This window comes from Pseudomonas sp. GW456-12-1-14-TSB6 (assembly GCF_059424205.1).
The window spans coordinates 1-12,058 of sequence record NZ_JBWKZE010000039.1 but is presented as its reverse complement, the minus strand read 5'-3'; the positions used below and the strand labels follow the sequence as shown (position 1 = coordinate 12,058).

At 59.9% G+C, this 12,058-nt stretch carries 12 protein-coding genes; 7 read left to right on the top strand and 5 right to left on the bottom strand.

From position 1 onward, the window contains the following. Positions 1-32 precede the first annotated feature (32 nt). The 3 genes from argJ to AC07Y2_RS25860 all read left to right on the top strand — a co-directional run bounded on the left by argJ (position 33) and on the right by AC07Y2_RS25860 (position 2,889). Positions 33-1,250: a bifunctional glutamate N-acetyltransferase/amino-acid acetyltransferase ArgJ gene (gene argJ / locus AC07Y2_RS25870; protein ID WP_039765981.1), complete on the top strand. Its 1,218-nt coding sequence runs from the start codon at positions 33-35 to the stop codon at positions 1,248-1,250. 62 nt (positions 1,251-1,312) lie between these two features. Further along, complete coding sequence (locus AC07Y2_RS25865; protein ID WP_103387193.1) at positions 1,313-1,945, top strand: glutathione S-transferase family protein; 633 nt, start codon at positions 1,313-1,315, stop codon at positions 1,943-1,945. Continuing rightward, entirely contained in the window at positions 1,942-2,889 is a 948-nt protein-coding gene (locus AC07Y2_RS25860) for a Nudix family hydrolase (RefSeq protein ID WP_103387192.1), read from the top strand. The genes AC07Y2_RS25865 and AC07Y2_RS25860 overlap by 4 nt, the downstream gene beginning before the upstream one ends. A gap of 50 nt (positions 2,890-2,939) precedes the next feature. Here AC07Y2_RS25860 and AC07Y2_RS25855 read toward each other — a convergent pair whose 3' ends face one another. From AC07Y2_RS25855 to AC07Y2_RS25845, 3 genes are read right to left on the bottom strand one after another with little or no spacing between them, the layout of a single operon-like run. Next, positions 2,940-3,524: a cob(I)yrinic acid a,c-diamide adenosyltransferase gene (locus AC07Y2_RS25855; RefSeq protein ID WP_039765988.1), complete on the bottom strand. Its 585-nt coding sequence runs from the start codon at positions 3,522-3,524 to the stop codon at positions 2,940-2,942. A gap of 3 nt (positions 3,525-3,527) precedes the next feature. Next, entirely contained in the window at positions 3,528-5,564 is a 2,037-nt protein-coding gene (locus AC07Y2_RS25850; RefSeq protein WP_039765991.1) for a sensor histidine kinase, read from the bottom strand. 45 nt (positions 5,565-5,609) lie between these two features. Continuing rightward, positions 5,610-6,527: a putative 2-dehydropantoate 2-reductase gene (locus AC07Y2_RS25845; RefSeq protein WP_085667951.1), complete on the bottom strand. Its 918-nt coding sequence runs from the start codon at positions 6,525-6,527 to the stop codon at positions 5,610-5,612. A 140-nt stretch (positions 6,528-6,667) separates the two neighbouring features. Between AC07Y2_RS25845 and AC07Y2_RS25840 the strand changes: the two genes are divergently transcribed. Both AC07Y2_RS25840 and AC07Y2_RS25835 read left to right on the top strand, forming a co-directional pair. Then, entirely contained in the window at positions 6,668-7,153 is a 486-nt protein-coding gene (locus AC07Y2_RS25840; protein WP_011335651.1) for a YajQ family cyclic di-GMP-binding protein, read from the top strand. Between the two features lie 137 nt (positions 7,154-7,290). Next, positions 7,291-8,130 (top strand): mechanosensitive ion channel family protein, encoded by an 840-nt coding sequence (locus AC07Y2_RS25835; protein ID WP_007951217.1) that lies wholly within the window; start codon positions 7,291-7,293, stop codon positions 8,128-8,130. Between the two features lie 123 nt (positions 8,131-8,253). Here the strand turns inward: AC07Y2_RS25835 and AC07Y2_RS25830 are convergent, their stop codons facing one another. Further along, complete coding sequence (locus AC07Y2_RS25830; RefSeq protein ID WP_103387191.1) at positions 8,254-9,597, bottom strand: OprD family porin; 1,344 nt, start codon at positions 9,595-9,597, stop codon at positions 8,254-8,256. A gap of 897 nt (positions 9,598-10,494) precedes the next feature. Here AC07Y2_RS25830 and AC07Y2_RS25825 point away from each other — a divergent pair. Next, positions 10,495-10,920 (top strand): HIT family protein, encoded by a 426-nt coding sequence (locus AC07Y2_RS25825; RefSeq protein WP_103387190.1) that lies wholly within the window; start codon positions 10,495-10,497, stop codon positions 10,918-10,920. Between the two features lie 3 nt (positions 10,921-10,923). Further along, the gene (locus AC07Y2_RS25820; protein ID WP_007951214.1) at positions 10,924-11,130 is read left to right on the top strand and encodes a SlyX family protein; all 207 of its coding nucleotides are present in this window, start codon (positions 10,924-10,926) and stop codon (positions 11,128-11,130) included. Between the two features lie 83 nt (positions 11,131-11,213). Here AC07Y2_RS25820 and AC07Y2_RS25815 read toward each other — a convergent pair whose 3' ends face one another. After that, positions 11,214-11,816: a cold-shock protein gene (locus AC07Y2_RS25815; RefSeq protein ID WP_011335647.1), complete on the bottom strand. Its 603-nt coding sequence runs from the start codon at positions 11,814-11,816 to the stop codon at positions 11,214-11,216. Positions 11,817-12,058 lie beyond the last annotated feature (242 nt).

Genomic DNA, 12,058 nt, shown 5'->3' with positions numbered 1-12,058 from the left:
GGTGCTGACATCATTGAGTAAGGAGCGCATTCATGGCTGTTGGTCTTGGTCCTTTGCCAACGTTGCACCCGGTTGCCGGTTTTGAACTCGGTATCGCTTCGGCCGGCATCAAGCGCCCGGGGCGCAAGGATGTCGTCGTGATGCGTTGCGCCGAAGGTTCCACCGTGGCGGGCGTGTTTACGTTGAACGCTTTCTGTGCAGCGCCGGTGATCCTGGCCAAGAAACGCGTGCAGAACGCTGTGCGCTACCTGTTGACCAACACCGGCAATGCCAACGCCGGCACCGGCGAACCGGGCCTGGCTGCCGCCGAGCGCACCACCGCCAAACTGGCTGAACTGACCGGCGTGGATGCCAGCCAGATCCTGCCGTATTCCACTGGCGTGATCGGCGAGCCGCTGCCGGTCGAGAAGATCGAAGGCGCCCTGCAGGCCGCGCTGGACGACCTGTCGGAAAACAACTGGGAAGCCGCCGCCACCGGGATCATGACCACCGACACGCTGCCGAAAGGCGCCAGCCGCCAGTTCCAGCATGACGGCGTGACCATCACCGTCACCGGCATCAGCAAGGGCGCGGGCATGATCCGTCCGAACATGGCGACCATGCTCGGTTACATCGCCACTGACGCCAAAGTCTCTCGCGACGTGCTGCACAACCTGATCCTGGACGGCGCCAACAAGTCGTTCAACCGCATCACCATCGACGGCGACACCTCGACCAACGATTGCTGCATGCTGATCGCCACCGGCAAGGCTGCGCTGCCGGAAATCACCCGTGCCGAAGGCGAGCTGTTCACCAAGCTGAAACAGGCCGTGTTCGAGGTGTGCATGGATGTGGCCCAGGCCATCGTGCGTGACGGCGAAGGTGCGACCAAATTCGTGACCGTTGAAGTCAACGGCGGCGGCAATCACCAGGAGTGCCTGGACGTTGGCTACACCGTGGCCCACTCGCCGCTGATCAAGACCGCGCTGTTCGCCTCCGACCCGAACTGGGGCCGAATCCTCGCTGCCGTTGGTCGTGCCGGCGTGCCGGATCTGGACGTGAGCAAGATCGACGTATTCCTCGGCGAAGTGTGCATCGCCAGCCGTGGCGCCCGCGCCGCGACCTACACCGAAGCCCAGGGTTCGGCAGTGATGCAGCAGGAAGAAATCACCATCCGTATCGAACTGGGTCGCGGCGATTGCAGCGAAACCATCTGGACCACCGACCTGTCCCACGAGTACGTGAAGATCAACGCCGAATACCGCACCTGATCCCTGCCGAAGAGGGAGGTCTGCGGACCTCCTTTTCTTCTGTCCCATGAAAGGACCCGAACATGAGCCTTCACCTGATCATCGGCGACAAACTGCTTTCCTCCTGGTCCCTGCGCGCGGCGCTGGCGCTTGAACTGACCGGCGCGCCCTACACCGAAGAACTGGTCAAACTCGGCAAGCCCGACACCCGCGAGCGGTTGCTTACCCATTCGCCGACCGCCAAGGTGCCGCTGCTGAAAACCGCCCGCGGCACCATTGCCGATTCGCTGGCGATTGCCGAATACCTGGCCGAACAGTTTCCTTCCGAGCAACTCTGGCCGACCGATATCTTCGCCCGAGCCCAGGCGCGATCCGCCTGCGCGCAGATGCACAGCGGCTTTTTCGCCATGCGCAACCACATGCCGTTCAATCTGAGCCACGACGCGCCGCTCAACCCGGTGCCGCCGGAAGTGAAGGTCGACATCGAACGCATGCTCGCGCTGTGGGCCGAATGCCGCGCCGTCGCAACCGAGCCTGGCCCTTACCTGTTTGGTCGGGTGTCGCTGGCCGATGCGTTCTTCGCCCCGATTGCCGTGCGCCTGCGCACCTATCAGGTGAAGTTGCCGGCTGATGATCAAGCCTATGTTGAAACCGTCTACCAATGGCCGGCCTTCAAGGCCTGGCAAAAGGCAGGACTGGAGGAATTGCAGTCGTGAAACGTGTACACGTCGCCGCCGCCGTCATTCGTGACGACAGCGGCAAGATTCTGATCGCCCGGCGTGCCGATACCCAGCATCAGGGCGGCCTCTGGGAATTTCCCGGTGGCAAGGTCGAAGCCGACGAGTCGGTGCAAACCGCGCTGGCTCGGGAGCTGCACGAAGAGTTGGGCATCGTCGTCGGCGCCGCTCGGCCGCTGATCAAGGTGCGTCATGACTACCCGGACAAGCAGGTGTTGCTGGATGTCTGGGAAGTGTCGAGCTTCACCGGCGAACCTCATGGTGTCGAAGGCCAGCCTTTGGCCTGGGTTTCCGCCAGAGAGCTGACGGATTACGAATTCCCGGCGGCCAACCAGCCGATCGTCGCGGCGGCGCGTCTGCCAGCCGAATACCTGATCACCCCGGAAGACCTGGAAACCCCGGCCTTGCTGCGCGGTATCCAGAAGGCGATTGCCGGCGGTATCAAGCTGATCCAGCTGCGTGCGCCCAATGGTTATGACCCGAAGTACCGCGATCTGGCGGTGGATGCGGTCGGCCTGTGCGCCGGCAAGGCGCAGTTGATGATCAAGGGCCCGTTCGAGTGGCTGGGCGATTTCCCGGCGGCCGGCTGGCACATCACTTCTGCGCAGTTGCGCAAATACGCGGCGGCGGGGCGCCCGCTGCCGGCGGAGCGCTGGTTGGCGGCGTCCTGCCATAACGCTGAAGAACTGGCACTGGCCGAGCAGATGGGCGTGGATTTCGTCACCCTGTCGCCGGTGCAGCCGACCCTGACTCACCCGGATGCGCAGCCGTTGGGCTGGGAGCAGGCATCGACGCTGATCGAAGGTTTCAGCAAGCCGGTATTTCTGCTGGGCGGAGTCGGTCCGGCTGAACGCGAAAAAGCATGGGATGCCGGAGCTCAGGGTGTGGCGGGGATTCGGGCGTTCTGGCCTGAGGCTCTATAAGAGGCTCAGGCCTCATCGCTGGCTTGCCAGCGATGACTGACTTAGAGGCGCTACACCTCTGTGGGTTTCGCCGCCGGTTGCCACAGAATCTCGGCAATACCCTGGCGCCGGGCGATCAGCCTGGCCGCCACAAACAACAGATCCGACAAGCGATTGATGTACGCCAGACCAACTCCGGCCAACGGTTCGATCGCATTCAAATGCTGGCAACGCCGTTCGGCACTGCGCGCCAGGCTGCGACAGACATGGGCCTGGGCAATCAGCATCGAACCGCCCGGCAGAATGAAATTCTCCAGCGGCCCCAATTCCTCGTTCCATACATCAATGGCGGCTTCCAGCCGTTCGATTTCCGCCGTGTTCAGCGCCTGATATTCCGGCATCGCCAGTTCACCGCCTAAGTCGAACAACCGATGCTGGCAGGGCGCCAACACGTCGATCAGTTCATTCAGTCCGGGGCAGGTTTCGCGCTCGGCGATCAACCCGGCCAGTAGCACACCGACCTGACTGTTCAGCGTATCGACCTCGCCAATGGCCTCGATGCGCGGGTGATCCTTGGGCACCCGGCGGCCGTCGCCGAGTCCGGTTTCGCCCTTGTCGCCGGTGCGGGTGTAGATCTTCGACAAGCGAAAGCCCATGGTTTACCTCGGTAGTTGATTGGTTTCGGCGGCGATGGGCGCCGGTTGCGCCAGCGGCAGACGCAGGGTGAAGCAGGTGCCTTGCCCCGGCGCCGACTGTACTTCCATCTGGCCTTTGTGGTTGTTGGTGATGATGAAGTACGACACCGACAGCCCGAGGCCCGTGCCCTGGCCGATTTCCTTGGTGGTGAAGAACGGCTCGAAGGTGCGCTTGCGTACGTTCTCGCTCATGCCGATGCCGTTGTCCTCGACCTGAATCTCGGCCCATGGCGGATTGAGCCGGGTGCGCAGGGTGATTCGCCCTGGTTCGCTGTCATCTTCGCGCTGGTGGATCGCCTGCGCGGCGTTTTTCAGCAGGTTCAGCAGCACCTGTTCGAGTTCGTTGGCAGTGCCGGGCACCGGGCCCAGCGCCGGGTCGAACTGGCGAATGATCGCCTGACCCTTGAAGTCGAAGCCGATGGCCAGGTCGAAGTCGTTACCGGCGATTTCCACCGCTTGGTCGATCAGCGCCGGCAGGTCGCACGGCGCCATCTGGCGGTTGCTGCGGCGGCTGAAACTTAGCATGTGGGTGACGATTTTCGCCGCCCGGGCGCCGGCCTGCTGGATGCCGTCGAGCAGTTGCGGGACTTCCCGGCCTTGCAGGTAGCGGTTCACGGTATCGAGTTCGATGCCCAGTTGCTCGGCCTGCTCGAGGTTCTTCGGCAGGTCAGGCGACAGACGTCGACGGATGTTCTGCACGTTGTGCAGGATCGCCCCCAGCGGGTTGTTGATCTCGTGGGCCATGCCGGCGGCGAGGCCACCGACCGACAGCATTTTCTCCGACTGCACCATCATTTCTTCCAGCGACAGGCGCTGGGTAATGTCGTCGATCCGGATCACCACGCCACGCCCGGCACCGCCCATCAACGGGTAGAAGGTGAGGGCGTAGTGTTTGGGCTCGTCGTCCTTGAACCACGTCACCCGTTCGATTTTCGCCACCGTGTGTTGCTCTACGGTCTGCTTGAGTTGCGGGAGGAACGGCTTGAGCGGCTCGAAGGCGAGGAAGATCGGCTGGTTCAGCGCTTCGTCCAGTCGTGTGCCGGAAAGCGCGCTGGCCTCCTGGTTCCATTGGGTGACGTAGAGCTGTTCGTCGAGGGCGATCAGCGCCGAGGGCATGGAGTCGATGATGCTGTTGAGGTAGTTCTGGAACCCGGTGAGTTTTTTCTCGATCTTGCTGCGCACCTGGACTTCCAGCTCCAGCTTGCGGTTGGTGTGGCGGGTTTCTTCAGCCAGACCCTGGGCCTGATCGTAGGCCGCCTGGGAGTCGTCGCGGGCGCGCTTGAGTTGCTGTTCCCGGGCCTCGATACGCGAAAGCATTGTGTTGAATGCTTCGGCCAGGCTGCCGATTTCGTCATGGTTACCCCGGGAGGCGCGCAGGGCGTAGTTCTCTTCGCGGGTGACCTGGCGGGACAGTTCTTCGAGCTGATGGATCGGCCGGGTGATCAGGCGCTTGATCTGCCGGGCGATGACCAGCCACAGCAGCACACTGAAAATCAGAATCCCCAGACTCGCCGTGAGCGTGCCGGTGTAGAACGCCACCGGCAGCTCGCTGCTGGCCACCAGTAACAGATGGCCTGGCGCAGTGCCGGGGCGGGGCAGGGTGATGAGTTGGTTGCTGCGAAACTCGGTCAGTTGCCAGGCTTCGATGTGCCGGTAGCGTTCCGGCAGGTTGAGTTTGTCGCCATGCTGCAACTGCGCCAGACGTTCGCCTTTGCCGTCGTACAGAGCCGCGGCGCGCAGCGGGGAATAGCTGTCGAGTTCCTTGAGCAGACGCTCGGCGCTTTGTGGCGACTGCAAGGCGTCGGCCACCAGGCTCGGGTTCGACACCAGCCGGCCGATGGTCTGCAACGCCTGGGGCGCCATGCTTTCCTGGGAAATGTAATAGGCGGCGCTGATAAAGGTCAGGTTGGCGACCAGCAACACAGTGGTCAACAGCACCAGCAGGGCGGCCAGCAGTTTCTGGCCGACCGGCAGGTTTTCAAGACGCTGGCGCAATGGCATCAGGTTTATCGCAGCAAAGGAACAAGTGGCCAGCGTAGCCGCTGCTCAGTCGACGGGCAATCCGAGACTGTGCAGATGAGCGCTCAGGCGCTCCTGCAATTGCTTCAGATGCGGAAGGTTTAACTGATGACGTTCTGCAACCTTGCAGGCATGCCCAAGCAGATAGCTGATCTCGGTGCGGCGCTTGCTGGCCACGTCCTGATACATGGACGAGAAATTCGCCGCCGTGGCCTGGATCACCCGTTCGACTTCCTGTTGCAGATTGTCCGCCGCGGCCGGTTGCCCGCAGCGTTCGAGCAGTTCGGTCAGTTCGCCGCACAGGGTGGCGACTTCGCAGTGATGTTGCTGCAAGCCGCCATTGCGGCAGTCGTGCAGCACCGTCAGCGGATTGATTGCACAGTTGAGTGCCAGCTTGCGCCACAGACGGGTGAGGATGTCGGCGCTCCATTCATGGGGGATTTTCGCCGCCTCGAGATCGTCCAGCCAGATCGGTGCTACCGGATGACCGGCGTCCCCTAGCCAGGTGTAGCCATGGCCGGCGAACACCACGCGCCAGTCGCCGTCGCGGAAAGCGCCTTCGGTGCTGGAGGCGCTGATACAGCGGGCTTGCGGGACTCGCGCGGCGACCGCTTCCTGGCTGCCGAGGCCGTTCTGCAAAAGGATCAGTTCGGCGTCCGCTGCCAGACGGTGGGCAAGTCCGGCCACAGCCGCTTCGGCGTCGTAGGCCTTGCAGGCCACCAGCAGGCGGCGGATGGGGCCGGGGCTGTCCGGGGTTTCGCCGGGGATGGCGTAGCTGCTGGCCACGCCTTGTTCGACGAGAGTCAGGCCGCCTGCTGTTGCATAGTCGTGCAAGCGGTCAATGTCGCGCAGGATCAACCGAACCGGCAGGCCGGCACGGGCCAGGCGTGTGGCCCAGAGCGTGCCGAGACTTCCGGCGCCCAGGACATGCCAGGGGGTGGACATCAGTTTTTCACTCGGTAAGGTACAGGCATGCAAGGCTCGCCGTGTCGGTGGGAAAAGACCCGTTATAATGAGCCCGATTTTAACCGCAAGCCAAGCGCGCCGCGTCCCGTACGAGCGCGCCTTTTTATTGGAGAACTTACATGCCGTCGTTCGACGTGGTATCCGAACTGGACAAACACGAACTCACCAACGCGGTCGAGAACGCCGTGAAGGAACTCGATCGTCGTTATGACCTGAAAGGCAAGGGCAGCTTCGAATACAAGGAAAAGGACTTGACCGTCCACCTGACCGCTGAAGCCGATTTCCAGCTGGAAGCGATGATCGAGATTCTCAAGCTGGCCCTGGTCAAGCGCAAGATCGACGTGCAGTGCCTGGAAGTCAAAGACTCCTTCGCCTCGGGCAAGCTGATGAAGCAGGACGCCGTCCTCAAGGAAGGCATCGACAAGGAACTGGCGAAGAAAATCGTCGGCCACATCAAGGAAGCCAAGCTCAAGGTGCAGGCCGCCATCCAGGGCGAGCAGGTGCGTGTGACCGGCAAGAAGCGTGACGACCTGCAGGAAGCCATCGCGGCCCTGCGTGCCAAGGAATTCGGCATGCCACTGCAGTTCAACAACTTCCGCGACTAAGCTTTTCGGTCGGGAACCTCTCGGCGTTTAATGCGTCCGAGGCCCAAGCAACGGCAGAAACGATTGAGCCCTGTTCGGTTCGGTCTTTCTGCCGCTGGTTTTTACAGCCCGGGAAGCCGGCAATCAGGAGATAAAACATGGATTTGAATGCTGAGGTGGACAACCTGGTCAAGGCATCCCAGGCGTGGATTCCGATGATCATGGAATACGGCAGCCGTGTGCTGCTGGCGGTGATCACCCTGGCCATCGGCTGGTGGCTGATCAACAAGGTCACGCAAAAGCTCGGCGGCCTGCTGGCCCTGCGCAATGCCGACCTGGCGCTGCAAGGTTTCATCAGCAGCCTGGCCAACATCATTCTCAAGGTGCTGCTGATCGTCAGCGTGGCGTCGATGATCGGCGTCGAGACTACCTCGTTCGTCGCGGCAATCGGTGCGGCCGGCCTGGCCATCGGTCTGGCGTTGCAGGGCAGCCTGGCGAACTTCGCCGGCGGCGTGCTGATTCTGTTGTTCCGTCCGTTCCGCATCGGTGACTGGATCGAAGCTCAGGGTGTGGCGGGTACCGTCGACAGCATCCAGATTTTCCACACCGTGCTGCGCACTGGCGACAACAAGACCATCATCGTCCCGAACGGCAACCTGTCGAACGGCATCATCACCAACACCAACCGTCAGCCGACCCGCAAGGTTGTGTTCGACGTAGGTGTGGATTACGAAGCCGATCTGCAAAAGGCCCGTCAGGTGCTGCTGGATCTGGCCAAGGATGATCGCGTGTTGCAGGATCCGGCACCTCAGGCCGTTATTTCGACACTGGGTGACAGTTCGATCACTGTTTCCCTGCGGGTATGGGTTAAAACTGCGGATTACTGGGATGTGATGTTCATGTTTAACGAACAGTCGCGTGATCGTTTAAAGACTGCAGGCATTGATATTCCTTTTCCACAACGAGTGATTCGTGTGGTTCAGGAATCGGCAGTGTAATGATAGGTTGCTAATTAATTGCCTGACTTATCGGTCAGGCATCTATTACAAGTGACAGGCAATAAAAAAGGCCCATCCGAAGATGGGCCTTTTTGTTTTGTTACCGCAACTAACTCGGTGCGATTACAAAAGCGACAGCGGGTAGTCAACGATCAGACGGAACTCTTTGATGTCGCCTTCGCCTTGGTCAGCGTTGGCGTTATGCCATGCTTGACGAACGCGGAAGGAGAGATCTTTGGCCGGGCCGGACTGAACAACGTACTTGACTTCCAAGTTGGTTTCGTTGTGTTTGCCATCAGCGCCGTAGAGTGGATCACCGTTGGATTTACGGTAAACACTGTTGGCGGCCAGACCGGTACCATCGATATCCCAGCCTTTAACGTAACGGGTCATGAAGCTCAGACCAGGCACGCCGTACTCGGCCATTTTCAGGTCATAACGGATCTGGGCAGATTTCTCTTTCGGACCGTTGAAGTCAGAGTACTGGATGGAGTTGGCGAGGAAAATCGAGTCGCCGCCACGGTTGTTCTTGCCCACACCGACGTAGTCGAATGGCGTGTCACCGTTAACTTTCTGGAAGGCCAGAGTAATGGTGTGCGCCTTCAGGAAGGAGAGTGCGGTTGCCAGGGAGAAGGTGGTGTTGCTGATGTCGCCTGCTTCCTTGTCACCGGTGTCGGTGGTGCGGTAGATGTTGAAGTCAGTGTTCAACGAAGTGTCGCCACCGAATGGGGTGGTGAGGTTCACGTTCGCGTAGTACTGATTCCAGACGTCTTCCAGCTTCGCGCCATACAGGGATGCGGTCAGGTTGTCGGTAATGCCGTACTTGCCGCCGAAGTAGTCGATGGTGTTGGCTGTAACGCCAGCATAGTTGGCCCACAGGTCGCCTTCACGGGAGTTGCGATCCTGGCTGGTCGACGAGTAGAAGTGACCGGCTTCGAGGTCAAGATCTTTGACTTCGCTGCTCTGCAGTTGGAAACCGCTGGCAGTTTGCGGGAGGATACGGGAGCCGCCTACAGCGAATACCGGAGCGGTGCTTGGCTGCATGTCGCCGACTTTCAGCTCGGTTTTCGATACGCGGAATTTCACGGCTGCGCCGGCTTTGCCCTGGCTGTCGTTGACGTGACCGTCAGCGTCGCGGCTCATGTTGCCGGTACCGCCGGTGCCATCACCGCCGTCCAGTTTGATTGCCAGGTAACCGAAAGCGTCAACGCCTACACCCACGGTGCCCTGAGTGTAACCGGAGCTGAAGTTGCCCCAGATACCCTGAGTCCAGTCTTTCTGGTCGTTGCCGCCGTCTTTGTTATTGCGGTTGAAGTAATAGTTGCGAATCAGCAAGTCAGCTTTCGCGTCTTCAACGAAGCCTTTCGCTTCAGCCTGGTCACTTACAAACGGTGCGGCCGTAGCCACTTGAGTACTGGCTGCTGCAGCAACTGCCAGTGCGATCATGCTCCACTTCATCACGCGCATCGTGATTTGCTCCTTTGGTTTTAGAAGAGTACTGCCGTCCCACCTGTTTTATTATCTGGGCGGCTCTTTCTTTTTGTGTCGGCGCAAACTTATATCACGCCGACCATGTTGGCGATACTTGCGAATCCAACCTTTCAGCTTCTTTACGAGCGTGTCGCAAACGGCTTGGTAGATGTCGCAAATTTACAGTCCAAATGCAATGGGACTGACAACTTCAGCGCTGTTTTACAGAGCTTGAGCATCGGTAAAAAAGAGTCCCTTGGCAAAACGCTTGAATCTCCATCGGGCAACCCTGCCACTGTTTTTATGGGGCTCAAGGCATCCACTTCTTGTGGTGCGCTTATAGTCCATATGGGTATGAATGCAACAAGCGTGCACAAACCGCTGAATTGTTCCGGTTTTTTTCAGAGCGCTCGTCTGACGCTGTAAAAACCTCATAAAACCGGGGGCTTCGAGGGCCTGTCAATCAGGCTTGACGCCATCCTTCGCATGGTGTTGCTCCTTGAGTTTTCGCTACGCGACAACCAAAAACGTTACCGGTTCACCCCGTCGGTGAGTATTCGGCGGATGCCCGACGCACTGAGCGTAGACGTGCTGTGCGGTTTTGGTGCAAAAAATTTCAATGGCTGTACTGAATTCATACAGTTGAGCCGTCGATGGTGCGTAAACGTTGCTTCCTGAACAGGTCATTTCCCGCGTTCGAATACAGTGCTGGTTCTGTTCTGGTGCGCTCGTGCCACAAATGTCACTTTGCAGGGCGCGTAAGATTCCTTGCCGTGGCGCATTCGCCGTGAAGGTCACTCCAATCGCAGGTATGCTGCCGTCCAGTCGTTTGGCGCGCTGCTTTCGCAGTGGGGCGCTAAGCTGAAAACAGGTCAACCGCCGGGAGTGCGCGCAGTGTTTGCTTTAGATTCACGACTTCAACAGGACACCCTGACCATCGGCGATTTGCCGCTTTGTCGACTGCTGTTGTCCAACGACGCCAACTACCCGTGGTTCATCCTGGTGCCTCGCCGCGACGATATCAGCGAGTTGTTTCAGTTGGATGTCGCCGACCAGCAGCGCTTGTGGCAGGAAACCACGGCCCTGGCCGAGGTGCTCAAGGATTCCTTCGACGCCGACAAGATGAATGTCGCGACTCTGGGCAACGTGGTCAGCCAGCTGCATATGCATGTGATCGTGCGTAAACGGGACGATGCCGCCTGGCCGGCGCCGGTCTGGGGCAAGCACCCCGCCAGGCCTTACAGTGCCGAGCAAGTGGCTGCGATCCGCGAGCGCCTGCGTCTGGTGCTGGACGAAGATTTCACCTTTCTGGAGGGCTGAGTGATGAGCCTCGAACAACGTGTTACCGAGCTGGAAAGTCGCCTGGCGTTTCAGGATGACACCATTCAGGCATTGAACGATGTGCTGGTGGAGCAGCAGCGGGTGGTTGAGCGTCTGCAATTGCAGATGGCAGCTGTACTCAAGCGTCAGGAAGAGATGGTGGGCCAGTTCGGTTCTTTCGAAGAAGACGCACCGCCGCCACACTATTGAGAAGTGCGCGGGCGTGCTCCCGTGAATAAAAAAACCGCGAACAGCCAGGCTGTACGCGGTTTTTTTATTGCGGGAGACGTGAATCAGCGACGCGGCAGGGCGGCGATCACGTCTTCGGCCTGCAGGCCCTTGTCACGGTTCATCACCGAGAACTCCACGCGCTGGCCTTCGACCAGAACACGGTGGCCTTCGCCACGGATGGCGCGAAAGTGCACGAAAATATCATCGCCGGAATCCCGGGAGATAAAACCGAAGCCCTTGGAGGTGTTGAACCACTTGACGGTGCCGGTATCGCGATTGCTCATGTCGTAGCTTTGCGTAGCGGCGGCCGGTGAGGATTTGTAGAAGCTGACGGCCAGGTGCAAAACCACAGCGACCAGTGCGATCACCAGGCTGAACAGCACGGCTGGCTGGCCGGCGATGACAGGCATCGGCGCGATCAGGGTCAGGGTTTGCAGGACGACGGTCAGGACCAGCAAGGCGCTGACCAGGTTTTGCAGATGCTGGCGCGGACCTTTGTTCCAGTAAGGGATGACTGGCGCAAGGATCAGGTTCAGCAGGCCGAAAAAGGCCAGGTAAAGTGCATCGGGTTGTTGCAGGTAAGGTACCGCTTCGGACTTCAGGCTAGGTATGAAGGACAGCAGCAAGGCTGCTGCGCCCATTAGCAGGTGGACGATTTTCAACATTTTTATTGACTCACGTTATGACGGCTCACAAGGAAGAGCTGAAGGCGCACGGTTCGCTTCGGAACAATAAAGAGGCGTTGGACACGTACCCGGCATCAGCCTATGCGCAGGCCCGGAAAACGGGGCGTAGCGACACACTGCCTATTTAACAGCAAAGCCTGCGGGTACTCAAATTACGCCGGCCAGCGGCAGGCGTCGGACGATTTGTCGCGTCTATCGGGGTCATGCGGGGGCTGCGGGGC

Bases quoted from the DNA above. Each gene is read 5' to 3' on its own strand.
- AC07Y2_RS25855 (WP_039765988.1), bottom strand. From the start codon at position 3,524: ATGGGCTTTCGCTTGTCGAAGATCTACACCCGCACCGGCGACAAGGGC.
- AC07Y2_RS25850 (WP_039765991.1), bottom strand. From the start codon at position 5,564: ATGCCATTGCGCCAGCGTCTTGAAAACCTGCCGGTCGGCCAGAAACTG.
- AC07Y2_RS25865 (WP_103387193.1), top strand. From the start codon at position 1,313: ATGAGCCTTCACCTGATCATCGGCGACAAACTGCTTTCCTCCTGGTCC.
- AC07Y2_RS25835 (WP_007951217.1), top strand. From the start codon at position 7,291: ATGGATTTGAATGCTGAGGTGGACAACCTGGTCAAGGCATCCCAGGCG.
- AC07Y2_RS25845 (WP_085667951.1), bottom strand. From the start codon at position 6,527: ATGTCCACCCCCTGGCATGTCCTGGGCGCCGGAAGTCTCGGCACGCTC.
- AC07Y2_RS25840 (WP_011335651.1), top strand. From the start codon at position 6,668: ATGCCGTCGTTCGACGTGGTATCCGAACTGGACAAACACGAACTCACC.
- AC07Y2_RS25820 (WP_007951214.1), top strand. From the start codon at position 10,924: ATGAGCCTCGAACAACGTGTTACCGAGCTGGAAAGTCGCCTGGCGTTT.
- AC07Y2_RS25815 (WP_011335647.1), bottom strand. From the start codon at position 11,816: ATGTTGAAAATCGTCCACCTGCTAATGGGCGCAGCAGCCTTGCTGCTG.
- argJ (WP_039765981.1), top strand. From the start codon at position 33: ATGGCTGTTGGTCTTGGTCCTTTGCCAACGTTGCACCCGGTTGCCGGT.
- AC07Y2_RS25830 (WP_103387191.1), bottom strand. From the start codon at position 9,597: ATGCGCGTGATGAAGTGGAGCATGATCGCACTGGCAGTTGCTGCAGCA.